Annotated in this window: 15 protein-coding genes; 6 read left to right on the top strand and 9 right to left on the bottom strand. The window is 64.1% G+C overall.

The window, feature by feature from the left end; genetic code table 11:
* From XH88_RS26940 to XH88_RS26920, 5 genes are all read right to left on the bottom strand, one after another.
* On the bottom strand, nucleotides 1–219 hold a 219-nt coding region (locus XH88_RS26940), incomplete at its 3' end, for a transposase (RefSeq protein ID WP_271671266.1).
* Between the two features lie 89 nt (nucleotides 220–308).
* Nucleotides 309–737 (bottom strand): HIT family protein, encoded by a 429-nt coding sequence (locus tag XH88_RS26935; protein ID WP_271671265.1) that lies wholly within the window; start codon nucleotides 735–737, stop codon nucleotides 309–311.
* Nucleotides 738–790: 53 nt separating this feature from the next.
* Nucleotides 791–2,032, bottom strand: coding sequence for a GNAT family N-acetyltransferase (locus tag XH88_RS26930; protein WP_271671264.1), 1,242 nt, complete (start codon nucleotides 2,030–2,032; stop codon nucleotides 791–793).
* 54 nt (nucleotides 2,033–2,086) lie between these two features.
* On the bottom strand, nucleotides 2,087–2,833 hold the full coding sequence (locus XH88_RS26925; protein ID WP_271671263.1) for a glycerophosphodiester phosphodiesterase: 747 nt from the start codon (nucleotides 2,831–2,833) through the stop codon (nucleotides 2,087–2,089).
* A 10-nt stretch (nucleotides 2,834–2,843) separates the two neighbouring features.
* A complete protein-coding gene (locus XH88_RS26920) occupies nucleotides 2,844–3,311 on the bottom strand; it encodes a RidA family protein (RefSeq protein ID WP_271671262.1) in 468 nt (155 codons plus the stop codon).
* Nucleotides 3,312–3,572: 261 nt separating this feature from the next.
* Here XH88_RS26920 and XH88_RS26915 point away from each other — a divergent pair, with 261 nt between their 5' ends.
* Together XH88_RS26915 and XH88_RS26910 are read left to right on the top strand one after the other, a co-directional pair.
* Nucleotides 3,573–4,418 (top strand): cell envelope integrity EipB family protein, encoded by an 846-nt coding sequence (locus tag XH88_RS26915; RefSeq protein ID WP_271671261.1) that lies wholly within the window; start codon nucleotides 3,573–3,575, stop codon nucleotides 4,416–4,418.
* Nucleotides 4,419–4,517: 99 nt separating this feature from the next.
* Nucleotides 4,518–4,919 (top strand): RidA family protein, encoded by a 402-nt coding sequence (locus tag XH88_RS26910; protein WP_057751440.1) that lies wholly within the window; start codon nucleotides 4,518–4,520, stop codon nucleotides 4,917–4,919.
* Nucleotides 4,920–5,030: 111 nt separating this feature from the next.
* On the opposite strand, the gene XH88_RS26905 is transcribed toward XH88_RS26910, so the two are convergent.
* The 3 genes from XH88_RS26905 to XH88_RS26895 form a co-directional block, all read right to left on the bottom strand.
* Nucleotides 5,031–5,438 carry an ACT domain-containing protein gene (locus XH88_RS26905; protein ID WP_271671260.1) on the bottom strand — a complete coding sequence of 136 codons (408 nt, stop codon included), beginning with the start codon at nucleotides 5,436–5,438 and terminating at the stop codon, nucleotides 5,031–5,033.
* 136 nt (nucleotides 5,439–5,574) lie between these two features.
* Nucleotides 5,575–6,864, bottom strand: coding sequence for a DNA polymerase IV (locus XH88_RS26900; RefSeq protein ID WP_271671259.1), 1,290 nt, complete (start codon nucleotides 6,862–6,864; stop codon nucleotides 5,575–5,577).
* A complete protein-coding gene (locus tag XH88_RS26895) occupies nucleotides 6,861–7,172 on the bottom strand; it encodes a DUF3572 domain-containing protein (protein ID WP_271671258.1) in 312 nt (103 codons plus the stop codon). The genes XH88_RS26900 and XH88_RS26895 overlap by 4 nt, the downstream gene beginning before the upstream one ends.
* Before the next feature lie 251 nt (nucleotides 7,173–7,423).
* Between XH88_RS26895 and XH88_RS26890 the strand changes: the two genes are divergently transcribed.
* Nucleotides 7,424–7,789, top strand: a complete 366-nt coding sequence (locus tag XH88_RS26890; RefSeq protein WP_271671257.1) for a response regulator — start codon at nucleotides 7,424–7,426, stop codon at nucleotides 7,787–7,789.
* Nucleotides 7,790–7,803: 14 nt separating this feature from the next.
* A complete protein-coding gene (locus XH88_RS26885; protein WP_271671256.1) occupies nucleotides 7,804–9,177 on the top strand; it encodes a PleD family two-component system response regulator in 1,374 nt (457 codons plus the stop codon).
* A gap of 186 nt (nucleotides 9,178–9,363) precedes the next feature.
* Here the strand turns inward: XH88_RS26885 and XH88_RS26880 are convergent, their stop codons facing one another.
* On the bottom strand, nucleotides 9,364–9,945 hold the full coding sequence (locus XH88_RS26880; protein ID WP_271671255.1) for a TetR/AcrR family transcriptional regulator: 582 nt from the start codon (nucleotides 9,943–9,945) through the stop codon (nucleotides 9,364–9,366).
* 156 nt (nucleotides 9,946–10,101) lie between these two features.
* On the opposite strand from XH88_RS26880, the gene XH88_RS26875 reads away from it, so the two are divergent.
* Nucleotides 10,102–11,340, top strand: coding sequence for an MFS transporter (locus tag XH88_RS26875; protein WP_271671254.1), 1,239 nt, complete (start codon nucleotides 10,102–10,104; stop codon nucleotides 11,338–11,340).
* 141 nt (nucleotides 11,341–11,481) lie between these two features.
* The gene (locus tag XH88_RS26870; protein WP_271671253.1) at nucleotides 11,482–13,470 is read left to right on the top strand and encodes a LuxR C-terminal-related transcriptional regulator; all 1,989 of its coding nucleotides are present in this window, start codon (nucleotides 11,482–11,484) and stop codon (nucleotides 13,468–13,470) included.
* The last annotated feature ends 12 nt before the right edge of the window (nucleotides 13,471–13,482 follow it).

Genomic DNA, 13,482 nt, shown 5'->3' with positions numbered 1-13,482 from the left:
TTGTGACAGCCAGACCGCGTGCTCACCCGAAACCGCCTTCGGCTTATGACCGCCCATCTGGCCTGGAGCCACGCTGCCAGTCTCATCGACCCGTTTCATCCAGCCGATGGCCGTGCTGATCGCCACCCCAAACTGCTTGGCGGCCTTATTGCGGGACATCCCGCCCTCGATAGCGGCTACAACACGCTTGCGAAGATCCAGAGAATACGGCTTGCCCATCCATGCTGGCCTCCGTCCAGCCAGCATGGTGAATCAGAAACCGACTGATTTGGGAATCCCAAATCGATTCAGACTAAAACCATCCCGCTTTAGCCCGCCTTCAGCGCCGCGATCAGCTTGGTCGCGTTCTCTTCCAGCACCTTGGCGTCTTCCTTGCGACTTGCGGGCGGCAGCATCGCAACGCCGTCGTGGCGGGGCATCACGTGCATGTGGAGATGAAACACGACCTGTCCACCGGCGGCCTCGTTGAACTGCTGCACGGTGATGCCGTCGGCGTTGAACGCCTTCATCGCGGCGATCGCGATCTTCTTCGCAGCCCGCGCCACATGGGCATAGTCGTCCGGCGCGACGTCGAGGATGTTGCGGGCAGGGACCTTCGGGATCACCAGCGTGTGGCCGGGCACGCGCGGCATGATGTCGAGGAAGGCGAAGACATGCTCGTCTTCATAGACCTTGTGGCAGGGCAGCTCGCCGCGCAGGATCTTCGCGAAGATGTTGTTGGTGTCGTAGGCGGTCATGGTGGCGGCTCCCTCGAACTTTCGCGCTTACTGTCACCTGCGGTGGCAAACCGTCAAGGCGCCTCGTCGATGCCTTTGCGGAATGGACCGAGTTCGGCGAGTTCCCGGCCGGCCTCGGCGACATAGGCGCGCTCGCGCTTGAGGTAATCGTCGATGGCGCGGCGCAGGCCGGGGTCGGCAATGAAATGAGCCGAGTAGGTGGTTCGCGGCAGGTAGCCGCGCGCGATCTTGTGCTCGCCTTGTGCACCCGCCTCGACATGGGCGAGGCCGTGCTTGATCGCAAAATCGATCGCCTGGTAGTAGCAGACCTCGAAATGCAGGAAGGGATGGTGCTCGACCGCGCCCCAGTTGCGGCCGAACAGCGTATCCGAGCCGATGAAGTTGATGGCGCCAGCAATCCAGCGATCGTTGCGGCGGGCCATCACCAGCAGCACGTCCTCGCTCATGGTCTCGCCGATCAGCGAGAAGAACTCGCGCGTGAGGTACGGCCGACCCCATTTGCGCGAGCCGGTCTCCATGTAGAATTCGAAGAAGGCGTCCCAAGCGTCCTCGGTGATGTCTTTTCCGGTGAGCCAGTGGATGGTGATCCCTGCGGCGAGCGCATCGCGCCGCTCGCGCTTGATCGATTTGCGATGACGCGAATTCAGCGTCGCCAGGAAATCGTCGAAGCTGGCAAAACCCTCGTTGTGCCAGTGGAACTGCTGGTCGGTGCGCTGGAGGAAGCCGTGCCGGGCGAGCAGCTTCCACTCCGCCTCGCGCGCGAAGGTGACGTGCACCGAGGAGGCCTTGCTGACGCCGCACAGCGCCACCAGCCCGCTCGCCAGCGCCTCCATGATGCGCTCGCGGTCGACGCCGTCGCGGACCAGGAGCCGGGGGCCTGTGGCAGGCGTGAAAGGAACCGAGACCTGAAGCTTCGGATAATAGCGCCCGCCGGCGCGCTCATACGCGTCTGCCCAGCCGCGATCGAAGACATATTCGCCCTGACTGTGCGACTTCAGATAGCAGGGCACGACGCCGACGACGCGGCCGTCGATCTTGGCCAGCAGATGCCGCGGCCCCCAGCCGGTGCGGATCGTGGCCGAACCCGATTTCTCGGTGGCGGAGAGAAAGGCGTGAGAGACGAACGGGTTATAGGCGGGCTTTAAGAGGCCGAGGGAATCGCCTGGAAGCCCGGATGAGGTTCCCAGGCCATGCCCGTTGCAGGCCTTGCCAGGATTTGCGCAGGCGTCCCAATCCTCGGGCAAGACTTCGCCAATGGAGGGGACGGCCTCGAGCGTTATTTCGGATGATGCCATTGAACCCAAGATCGTGCATTGCAGCAGCGACTTCAAGGGCGGGGAACATCAACGTTATGGCACGAAGCCCTCAAAGATCATCTGATCGGCATACTGTCCGACCCGAGCCCGCTGCTCCGGCGTGCGCACGGTCCAGCCGAGCAGGGCGCAGCCGAAGACGTTGCGGGCAATCCAGGGGGCGGGCGCCGGCAGGTGGTCGACCTTGAAGGCGACGAAATGGGGCTGGGTCCGGAAGCCGTGGCGCAGGTACAGCATGCTGCCGCGCTGTGCCTCGGTCAGGTGGGCCCAATACGCGTCCTCATAGCTCCGCTGCGCGACGATGCCGCGCGGGCGGGAGGGCAGCAGCTCGCGCAGCGCCATCACCTGGTCGGGATCGAAAGACATGCCGACGGCTGGCCCGTCATAGGATGCCAGCACGTCGGCCATCCGCTTCACCAGCCTGCGGTCGCCATCAAAATGGCTCTTCACCTCGATCACCAACGGCACGCGGCCGGCGACCATGGCGCAGAGGTCGCTGAGCGACATCATCCGCTCGGGCGTATCCTTGAAGGTGACGGCCTTCAGTTCTGCCGCAGTCTTCGCGACTACCGGGCCGCTGGCCTCTGTGAGGCGGCCAAGCGCATGGTCATGGTGCACCATGGCCTCGCCGTCGGCCGAGAGCTGGATGTCGACCTCGATCGAGAAATTGCCCGATATCGCAGCCTGCACCGCGCCCGGCATGTTCTCGACAATTCCGCGGGAAATGTCGTGCAGGCCGCGGTGGGCGACCGGCCGCGCTGTCAGCCAATCCGGAGCGCGCACGATGCTGATCTCAGGCGACCTCGAACACGCCTTCGACCTCGACGGCCGCGTCCGCGGGCAGCGAGGCGACGCCGACGGTGGTGCGGGCGTGGCGGCCCTTGTCGCCGAAGGCCGCGACCATCAGGTCGGAGGCGCCGTTCAGCACTTTCGGCCCATCCAGGAAATCCGGCGCCGAGTTGATGAAGCCGCCGAGGCGCACCACCCGGACCACCTTGTCGAGGTCGCCGACCGCCGCCTTGACCTGGGCGAGCAGGTTGACGGCGCAGCCGCGCGCCGCTGCCGCGCCGTCTTCGAGCGAGACGCCGGCACCCAGCTTGCCCTTGGCGATCAGCTTGCCGGCGGGGTCGAAGCAGACCTGACCGGAGACGAACAACAGATTGCCGGTGCGCACGAATGGCACGTAGTTGGCAACGGGGGTGGGAGCCTCGTGCAGCTTGATCCCTTGTTCCGCCAGTTTCTGCTCGACCGTGCCCGCCATGTTCGACCTCGCTGTCCAAAATCCGTTCAGGAATTCATCCGCCCGGGCGCCTCCAAGGACGCCGGGCGGCGCGCCCTGTTTCGCCCATCGCGATCCCACATGCAAGCAACCGGAGGGGGCGGCAGTTTGTTGAGAGCTGACAGGCTGTTCAAAGCGAGCGCCGCAACTTTAGTTGAACCGGCCTCAGTTGCGACGCAATGGAACGGTCATTAAAATGTCGAATCTGCGCTTTCCCCAAGGACGCATCCTCAAGGAACAGACATGGTGCACCTTTTCCGGACTTCGCTCGGTGTGATGGCGCTCGCGGCGGCCGCTCTTGGCTCCGGCAGCGCAGCGCTGGCGGCCAGCGGTCCGTTCCTCCCGCACCAGGCGCTGTATGACCTCAGCCTCGTCAAATCGCGTTCCAACTCGATCAACAGCGCGCGCGGCCGCATCCTCTATAACTTCACCGGAAGCTCCTGCGAGGGCTACACCTCCGAATTCCGCCAGGTCTCCGAACTCGACAGCGGCGAGGGCAAGGTCACGCTCAGCGACCTTCGCTCCAATTCCTGGGAGGACGCCGGAGGAAAAAGCTATCGCTTCAAGATCGAGACGCGGATGAACGAGGCCGAGGCTGGCCTCGTCGACGGCTCGGCCGAACGCGATGGTGATCACATCAACGTCAAGCTGAAATTGCCGGCACCGAAGAATTTCACTCTCGACGGCAAGATCGTGTTTCCGACCGAGCAGATCCAGCGCATCATCGCGGCTGCCAAGGACGGCAAATCGCTGCTGGAGCTCTCCGTCTATGACGGCTCCGACGACGGCCAGAAAGTCTACAACACGCTGACGGTGATCGGTCAGCCGATCCCGGCCGACCGTACCGCTTCGCCCGATCCGTCGACATCCGACGAGCACATGAAATCGCTGACGCGCTGGCCGGTGACGGTCAGCTATTTCGACCGAGACGTGCAGCAGAAGGAAGGCGAGCAGACGCCGGTCTATGCGATGTCGTTCGAGCTCTACGAGAACGGCGTCTCCCGCCGGCTCGTGCTCGACTACAACGACTTTGTCATTTCCGGTGCGATGGGTAAGTTCGACGTCAAGGACAGTAAGCCCTGCAATTGAGGGGCATGCTCTCTCTTCCGTCATTGCCAATGACGGCCTGGCTCTCCGCTCCCTCTCCAGCTACGCTCCCGGCCAACCATAGACTCCGGGAGCCAGCCCATGCCCAAGCTCGACCATCTCCGTCCCAGCGGCCTGCACCACAATCCCGCTTATTCCCACGTCGTCACCGCCTCCGGTGCGCGCACGATCTACATTTCCGGCCAGGTGTCGGTCGACGAGGAGGGGCGAATCGTCGGCGAGGGCGATATTGCCGCGCAGACCACGCAGGTGATGCAGAATCTCGGTCACGCACTGAAGGCGGCCGGCGCGACCTACGCCAACATCGTCAAGATCACGACCTTCGTCGTCGGCTACAAGCCGGAGCTGCGACCGATCATCGGCAAGGCCCGGTCGGCCTTCTTCGAGGGCATGGAGCCGCCGGCCTCGACCCTTGTCGGCGTTTCCGCGCTCGCCGCGCCGGAATGGCTGATCGAGATCGAGGCGATCGCGGTTGCGGATTAAGTGGTAGCCCGGGCGGCCCCGGGAGGGCCGGCGCGCTGCGCCGCGTCGGGCAAAACACTGGCACTATGGCACGCTGAGCCTCGCGTAGATGAAGCTCACGGCAGCATCGGACTACAGGTGAATCGGCTCCGACATCTTCCGCAGCACGACCATCGCTTCGTCCGCCCTCTCGGCCGGCACGAAGAGGTGATCGTGATGGAAAGCCGAAACTGCATTCACGCTGATGCCGGCTTCGGCCAGCCGGGCTGTGATCGCCGCCAGAAATCCGACGGCATCGAGCGCGGAGTGCACTGTCAGGGTGATCAGGCGCGAAGGGAATGCGTAGGGCAAGCCCGCTGCTTCGGCTTCTTCGCGCAGGATGACCAGCGTCGTTCCTTCCTGCTCGCGGAACGTCAGCAGCGGATTGAGTGCCGTGGTAACGGGCTTGTCCGTCGGGATCGCGCAGAACACGAAGATGCCCGGCCGCAGCTCCGGCTTCATGTGCTTCAGCAGCGCGTTGAGATCGCGTTCGCCTGGCATGGTGCTTCCTTTCGGGAAGCCGTGCAGCGACGGTCAGTCATTGCGAGCCGCAGCGAAGCAATCCAGAATCTCTCCGCGGTAACAGTCTGGATTGCTTCGCTGCGGCTCGCAATGACGACGTGGACACGGCCTACCATCACTCCTGCGCCTTCTCCGGTCCCTCAAAGGCGATACCGCGGATCACGGCGGCACTGCCGAATTTCTTGCGCAGGCTGTCCACCGCGCGCTCGGCATGTGCGGCGCGGCGGTCGAGCATGTCGGTGTCGTCGGCGGGCGAGCCTTCGCGCAGCGCGCTGACGCCGGCGCCCATCAGGCGGAAGGCAGTGCCGTCGGTTTCCCTGGCCAGCATCTCGCGGCAGATCGAGAAGATCTTTGTGGCGAGCTGCGTCGGCGCCGCGATCGACTGCGACCGGGTGCGTTGGCGGAAATCGGCGGTCTTCAGCTTCAGCGTGACGGTCGACCCCGCAAGCTCGCTGCTCTTGAGCCGCGACGACGTCTTCTCGCACAGGCGCCACAAGATCTTCTCCAGCGACGCGAAATCGCGGATGTCGGTCTCGAAGGTTGTCTCGCTCGAAATCGTCTTGGCGCCGCGGTCGGCTTCGACGCGGCGGTCGTCGATGCCGCGCGCGAGCCGCCACAGCCGGCGGCCGTCGCTGGGGAATTGCCGCATCAGCTCGATCTCATCGGCCTTTTGAAGATCGGCGATGATGCGGAAGCCGCGCTGCATGAGGCGCTCCTGCGTGGCAGGTCCTACGCCGAAGATGAAGCCGACGGGCCTCGAAGCGAGCATCGTTCGCGCTTCCTCCTGGTCGAGCGCCGCAAAGCCGCGGGGTTTGTCGAGATCGGAGGCGATCTTGGCCAGGAACTTGTTGCAGGACAGGCCGACCGAGACGGTGATGCCGATATCGCGCTCGACCTTGCGGGCAAAACGCGCCAGCACTTTTGCCGGGATCATGCCGTGCACGCGCTCGGTGCCGGAGAGATCGAGAAAGGCCTCGTCGATCGACAGCGGTTCGACCTGCGGCGTCAGCGCCTGCATGGCCTGCCGCACCTCGCGTCCGACCCGCACGTATTTTGCCATATCGGGGCGGATCACGGTCGCATGGGGGCAGGCTTCGAGCGCCCTGAACATCGGCATCGCCGAGCGCACGCCGTAGGTGCGCGCGATATAGCAGGCGGCCGAGACCACGCCGCGCTTGCCGCCGCCGATGATGACCGGCTTGTCGGCGATATCAGGATTGTCGCGCTTTTCGACCGTCGCATAGAAGGCGTCGCAGTCGATGTGGGCGATGGTGAGCCCTGCGAGCGCCCGGTGGCGGACGAGGCGAGGGGAGCCGCAGGCGGAACAGCGTCGCCCGCCCATATCCAGATCGGCCAGACAATCCCGGCAGAAGCAGCGGGGCCCGGCCAGATCGGGGGCGGTCACGGCACGTCGCGCTCCCAGGTCGGGTCGCCGAGCGCATCGCCCAGCACTTGCCGCGCCGCGGCAACGTTGGTCGGATGCAGGTCCGAGGCCTTGGCAAAGGCCTTCACGGTGTCGTCATCGCGCAGCACGAAATCGAGCACGCTGAGCAGGAAATGCGGGTCCGAGGCGGCGTTCCGGAGCGTCTCCGGACCGACCCCTGTCTCAGCCAGGAACAGGCCCAGCCTTTCGGGCTCGCCGGCGACAAAGGACAGCGCCTGAATCGCAACGATTTCAGCGACTTCGCGGGGGTTGTGAACAGGCTTTTTCAAGGGCCCGATTTGCCTTTCCGTTAACTTTCGGTGTCTACTTTGGACTATGCCCGAGTCTTGGGACTGAGTCTCGGGCGCAAGTCTTGCGGCCCCAGACAAGCAACTGGAAACCACATCGCAGAAAGTGGCCCCTCGGGTTTAACGAAACTCAAGCGAATCTGAGGCTAGTTTGAATCCAGTTTTCGAAGCGCCGGAAAGCGGCGCCTGAGGCGTCACATGCATCGGTCGTCAGGACCAAACAGGAGGGCGGGATGGCTAAGACCGTCCTGATCGTGGAAGACAACGAGCTCAACATGAAGCTCTTCCGCGACCTGCTGGAGGCGCATGGCTACCAGACATCAGGCACCAGCAACGGCTACGAGGCGCTCGATCTCGTGCGCAAGATGCGGCCCGACCTCGTGCTGATGGATATCCAGTTGCCGCAGGTCTCGGGGCTCGAGGTGACGCGCTGGATCAAGGACGATCCGGAGCTGCGCGTCATTCCCGTCGTCGCGGTCACGGCCTTCGCGATGAAGGGCGACGAAGAGCGCATCCGCGAAGGCGGCTGCGAAGCCTATTTGTCCAAGCCGATCTCGGTCGGCAAATTCATCGAGACGGTCCGGCGTTTTATCGGATAGGAAGTGAGTTCACAGTGTCCGCGCGTATCCTTGTGGTCGACGACGTTCCCGCCAACGTCAAACTGCTGGAGGCCCGTCTCTCCGCCGAATATTTCGACGTAATGACCGCCTCGAACGGAACCGAGGCGCTGGCGCTGGCCCGCCGCGCCGAATGCGACATCATCCTGCTCGACGTGATGATGCCGGATATGGACGGCTATGAAGTCTGCCGTCGCCTCAAGACCGATCCGGCCACGCACCACATTCCCGTCGTCATGGTCACCGCGCTCGATAGCCCGTCGGACCGCAACCGCGGCCTGGAGGCCGGCGCCGACGACTTCCTCACCAAACCCGTCTCCGACGTCGTGCTGATCGCGCGCGTACGCTCGCTGACGCGGCTGAAGATGATGACCGATGAGCTGCGCATGCGCGCCATCACCTCGCTCGAGATCGGCATGCAGGCGCCAGAGCGGACCGCGGTGGCTGACACCGGCAAGGGCGGCCGCATCCTCCTGGTCGACGACCGCGCGTCCTCCTATGAACGGCTGGCGACGATCCTCGCCGCCGAGCACACTGTCGACGTCGAGCCCAACCCGACCGAAGCGCTGTTCCACGCCGCCGAGGGCAATTACGATCTCCTGATCGTCTCGCTCGATCTGAGCAATTTCGATGGCTTGCGGCTCTGCAGCCAGGCCCGTTCACTCGAGCGCACGCGCCACGTGCCGATCCTTGCGATTGCGGAAGCGGAAAATTCCACGCGGCTGCTGCGTGGTCTCGAGATCGGTGTCAACGACTACCTGCTGCGCCCGATCGACAAGACCGAACTCCTGGCGCGCGCCCGCACCCAGATCCGCCGCCGCCGCTACACCGATCATTTGCGCGACAACGTGCAGAACTCGATCGAGATGGCGATCACCGACGCGCTCACCGGCCTGCACAATCGCCGTTACATGGAGAGCCATCTGGCAACGCTCGCCGAGCAGGCCTCGACGCGCGGCAAGCCCTTGGCGCTGATGATCCTCGACATCGATTATTTCAAGTCGATCAATGACACCTACGGCCACGACGCCGGCGACGACGTGCTGCGTGAATTCGCGGTGCGCGTGCGCAAGTCGATCCGCGGCATCGATCTCGCCTGCCGCTATGGCGGCGAGGAGTTCGTCATCGTGATGCCCGAGACCGACCTTCACGTCGCCGGCATGGTCGCCGAGCGCCTGCGCCGCTCCATCGCGGGCGAGCCGTTCGCCGTCCACAAGGGTACCAAGCACATCGAGGTGACGATCTCGATCGGCCTCACCACGCTGGAGCAGAAGGGCGAGGCGGTCGCCGACGTCCTCAAGCGCGCCGATACGGCGCTCTATCGTGCCAAGCACGACGGTCGAAATCGCGTGGTGTCGCAGGCGGCGTAACCGTTCGCGCAACTGGCTGCAGTGTATAGCCTGGGGCTGTAACCGTTCCCCTAAACTCCGCTGTCATTCCCCGCGAAAGCGGGGAATCCAGTGCGCCGCGGACTCTCGGTTCGAACCTCGCTGTCTCTGGAATACTGGATCACCCGCTTTCGCGGGTGATGACACCGAAAGGTACGGCGACAGTGGTTATTGGGGTGGGCGCTTGCGCTTCACCACAGGCTTCACCGCATCCCCACCCACATCCACCCCGGCATTCCGCAGCAGCACCTTCGCCGCTTCCTTCGCCGCGCGCGCCATCGCGGGATCGTCACGCACGAGGTCCTGGGCGATGGAGCCGTCGACCAGCAGCACGAGCTGCGTCGCGAGTGCCTCCGCGTCCGCAACGCCGAGCTCTTTCAGCCGTTCGCGAAACCAGACGCGGCGGCTTTCCTTGAAGGCGATGGCGATCTTCCTCACGGCGCGGTCCTGCGGGCCGAGCTCGGCGACCGCATTCACGAACGGGCAGCCACGGAAATCCTTCGCTGCAAAGCGTCGCTCCAGCGAATCGAAGGTGGCAAGGATTTGCTCGACCGGCGGCTTGTCGGAGGGACGGGCACGCACGAAGCGGCGCTCGAGATAGGCCGCGATCAGTGTGTCCTTGGAGGGGAAGTGGTTGTAGAGCGTGCGCTTGGAGATGCCGACCTCGGCTGCGATGGTGTCGACGCCGATGGCGCGAATGCCTTGCAGATAGAACAGCTTGTCGGCGGTCTCGAGGATCCGTTCCTTCATGTCGGATTTTTCGGCGGACGGCATAACACAGACCTGTGTAACAAGCGCCTTGACAGCGCCCGTTACCTATAGACTAATTACACAGGTCTGTGTAACAAAAATCAACGCGAAATGCAGATGCCGGCGCGCATGCCGCGCCCATGAGGGAGAACAAGAATGCCCCTGTTGCAGGTCCTGCGCCCGGCATTGCCGATCCTGATCGGTGCCTCGATCATGCTGACGTTGAGCATGGGACTGCGGCAGTCGCTCGGCATCTTCATGCAGCCGCTGACGCACGACATCCACCTGTCGGTGTCGGACTTCACGCTGGCACTCGCCGTGCAGAATCTCGCCTGGGGCTTTCTCCAGCCGCTTGCCGGTGCGATGACGGTGCGCTTCGGCTTCCGTCCGATCATGATCGCCGGTGCGCTGATGTACATCGGGGGCCTCATCCTGATGACGACCGCGAACGGGCTCGTCAGCATCATGATCGGCGCCGGCGTGTTGATCGGCACCTCGCTCGCCTGCACGGCGGCTGCGATCGCGATGTCGGTGGCAGCGCGCGCGGTGCCCGCAACGGTGCGCTCGACCGTGCTCGGCATCGTGTCCGGCGCGGGCTCGCTCGGCGCGCTGCTGTCGGCGCCGATCGGGCAGCTGCTCAACGAGGGCTTTGGCTGGCGCATCGGGCTCGCCGGCTTCGTCATCATGTCGGCGCTGATGATCCCTGCCGCCTGGTACGCCGGCCGCGTCGACGCCATCCCGCTGCCGAAGCCGGCTGCCGACGACATCGGCGATGCCACGGCTGCGTCCGTGACCAGGGCGGCGTTCGGCAACGCCGCTTTCATGGTGATGACCTGCGCCTATCTCGTCTGCGGCATGCAGCTCGTCTTCCTCACGACGCATCTGCCGTCCTATCTGGCGATCTGCGGCCTCGATCCGATGCTGAGCGCGCAGACGCTCGGCATGATCGGCGGCTTCAACGTGCTGGGCTCGCTGTTCTTCGGCTGGGCCGGCCAGCGCTGGAACAAGCTGGCGCTGCTGGGCGGGATCTACATCCTGCGCTCGCTCGCGCTCGCCTGGTACTTCATGCTGCCGGCGACGCCGTTCTCGACGCTGCTGTTCGGGGCCATCATGGGCTTCCTCTGGATGGGCGTCGGCCCGCTGGTCGCGGGCGCCGTCGCCGAAATGTTCGGCCTGCGCTGGCAGGCCATGATCCAGGGCCTTGCCTTCATGAGCCATCAGATCGGCAGCTTCCTCGGCGCCTACGGAGGAGGGCTGATCTACGACGCGCTCGGCTCCTACACCATGGCCTGGCGCATCGGCGTCGCGCTGGGCCTTGCCGGCGGCCTCATCCAGGTCGCGTTCGCGCTTGTGAGGCCATCGCAGCCGCCAGCCCCGGTGCTGCGGACGGTGTAGGCGGGACGTGGCCGGACTGCTTGTCGCAATCGACCGCTGCGGCCGCTGATTCCTGCTGGAACCTGGAGCGATGTCAGGCGTTGCCGCGCTGGTCTTGACAGTGGCGCGCAAACCTCGAAGACATATTTCGTTGAGCTCACAATGCTGGCGACGAAAACGCGCATGCGTCCCATCCGGCTCGTGATAGCAGATCGCCGCCCTATCGTTCTGCAGGGGTTTGCGACGCTGTTTGCGGCGGAGCATGACTTCGCGATCGTCGCTTCGTGTCTTGATGGAGCCGGTTGCCTAAAGGTGGTTCGGACCTTGATGCCGGATCTCGTGCTTGTCGAGGACGGATTTTCGGACGTGACGGCTTCTGACATGCTCGCCGTCGTCCACGCCGAAAATATTCCGACACGGCTGGTCTTCTACACTGCATCCCTCGCCGATGGCGATCTCGCTGCGGCCATCGCGGCGGGGGCTTGCTGCGCGATTTCCATGCGCGAGGAACCCAAAACGTTGTTGCAGTCCCTGAGGCTGGTGGCATCCACCCCGGACCGGGCGACGGCCGGCAAGGAACAAAATGGCGCGTTGGGGGACAATAGACTGGCGGCACTGACGGACCAGGAGCGCAAAATCATGCGCCTGGTCGCTTATGGCATGTCGAACAAACAGATCGCGCGCGAGCTCAAGGTCTCCCCAGGCACCATCAAGGCGCGGCTCGATCGCATATCTACACAGCTTGAGATCAAGAGCCGGACCGAGGTGGCAGCGTTCGCTCTGTCGCGCCTCTACGGCGGAATTGGTGCCCTTGCAGCCCTGATTTACGCTGCCCTAGACGACTTTAGGGCCGCCAATGCCACCGCATCCGGCGAGGCGTTGACCGACACTCTTACGGTGGTGCCCGCAGATGGTACGACCGAGGCTGTCACCATCAAAATCAACGACAAGAAGACGACGTCTGCCTCGGGCAAGACGGCGAAATCCGCGTTCAAAGCCGGCCGCGGAGAAACTCCCATAACTGAGACGCCGGGGCAGGCCGGCAAACTCGTCCAATCCAGCACCGATATAGCGCCGGGGACGATCGCGTTGCAGGCATCCAACGCTGCAAGAGCCGCCTTGGGCAGCTACGGTCCTTTCGTGATGACGGCGGTCGGGATCTGGATTTGCGAGCTGCTGAACAGCGTCGCGCACGCGTCTAGTTTTGGTGATACCGTTTTTGCGGCAGCTCCAGGAAGTGGTACCGGCGAGTCGGCAGCCCTCGATTTTAACAGCAGTGCCGATGCGACACGCGGCAGTGTCGACAACCTCGCCTGGTGGCATCCTGACACATACCATCAATCATTTGCCTTCGAGGCTCCTCGAAGCGATGCGATCTCCGGAAATGTCGATGCCGTTCAGGCCATCGGTGCGAACGCGGGCGAAGATAGCGTAAGCAACGGCGGCAATCCGCACGTCGGATCCGGAGCCATTGACGCCCCGATCGATCATGGCGGTTTCGCGCAGGCGGTCGCTTCCGACGCGCTCGGAAAAACCGACCATGACAAGGCGCAGGCGACCGCGGGAGACGAGTCCGATCCCGGTCAACCGCAACGTGGTTTGCAAGATGCTGAGGACGGCGGCCCGGGCTCCAAGCAGCAGGACGAGCAAGGCGCACCGGAGGCCAATTCCGCTCACGGGCAATCGCAGCGCGATTTGCACCATTCGGAAGACGGTTCGGCCACTGCCGAACAACTTGCGAGGGATGAGGCGAGGTCGGCCGGCGGCGCCAATTCCGGCCAATCCGAACGGGAGTTGCACGGGTCGTCCGGAAACGCTCCCGGAAACTCGCATGCGGATTCGAGCCAGCACGCCGGAGCCAAGGGCCAAGCTGCCGACGAGTCCGGTCAGGCACAAACGGCGGCTGCCCCGCCGCTCGGAGATTCGTTTCATTTCAAGAATGACATTGCAGCTTCCGACGCGCCGTATGGTTCTGACGTGCACGATGGGCACTCAGCCGATTTCATCGGATACGGCCCGCTCACGGCCGGACATGACAGATCGGTGCCCTTCGATGATTTCGCGCCAATTGGTCCTTCAGACGCCGAGCACAGCGCCCTTGATCACGCAAGAGGCGCTCAGCACCATCTCATGCACGATCTGTTCGTATAGCGAACCTCGTGC

Origin of the sequence: Bradyrhizobium sp. CCBAU 51627, from assembly GCF_028128765.1 — a bacterium.
GTDB lineage: Bacteria > Pseudomonadota > Alphaproteobacteria > Rhizobiales > Xanthobacteraceae > Bradyrhizobium.
Note: the sequence above shows the minus strand (reverse complement) of the source record. Positions and strands in the feature narration are given on the sequence as shown.

Coding starts and splice junctions, on each gene's coding strand:
- XH88_RS26935 (WP_271671265.1), bottom strand. CDS start 737: ATGACCGCCTACGACACCAACAACATCTTCGCGAAGATCCTGCGCGGC.
- XH88_RS26930 (WP_271671264.1), bottom strand. CDS start 2,032: ATGGCATCATCCGAAATAACGCTCGAGGCCGTCCCCTCCATTGGCGAA.
- XH88_RS26920 (WP_271671262.1), bottom strand. CDS start 3,311: ATGGCGGGCACGGTCGAGCAGAAACTGGCGGAACAAGGGATCAAGCTG.
- XH88_RS26915 (WP_271671261.1), top strand. CDS start 3,573: ATGGTGCACCTTTTCCGGACTTCGCTCGGTGTGATGGCGCTCGCGGCG.
- XH88_RS26910 (WP_057751440.1), top strand. CDS start 4,518: ATGCCCAAGCTCGACCATCTCCGTCCCAGCGGCCTGCACCACAATCCC.
- XH88_RS26905 (WP_271671260.1), bottom strand. CDS start 5,438: ATGCCAGGCGAACGCGATCTCAACGCGCTGCTGAAGCACATGAAGCCG.
- XH88_RS26890 (WP_271671257.1), top strand. CDS start 7,424: ATGGCTAAGACCGTCCTGATCGTGGAAGACAACGAGCTCAACATGAAG.
- XH88_RS26880 (WP_271671255.1), bottom strand. CDS start 9,945: ATGAAGGAACGGATCCTCGAGACCGCCGACAAGCTGTTCTATCTGCAA.
- XH88_RS26875 (WP_271671254.1), top strand. CDS start 10,102: ATGCCCCTGTTGCAGGTCCTGCGCCCGGCATTGCCGATCCTGATCGGT.
- XH88_RS26870 (WP_271671253.1), top strand. CDS start 11,482: ATGCTGGCGACGAAAACGCGCATGCGTCCCATCCGGCTCGTGATAGCA.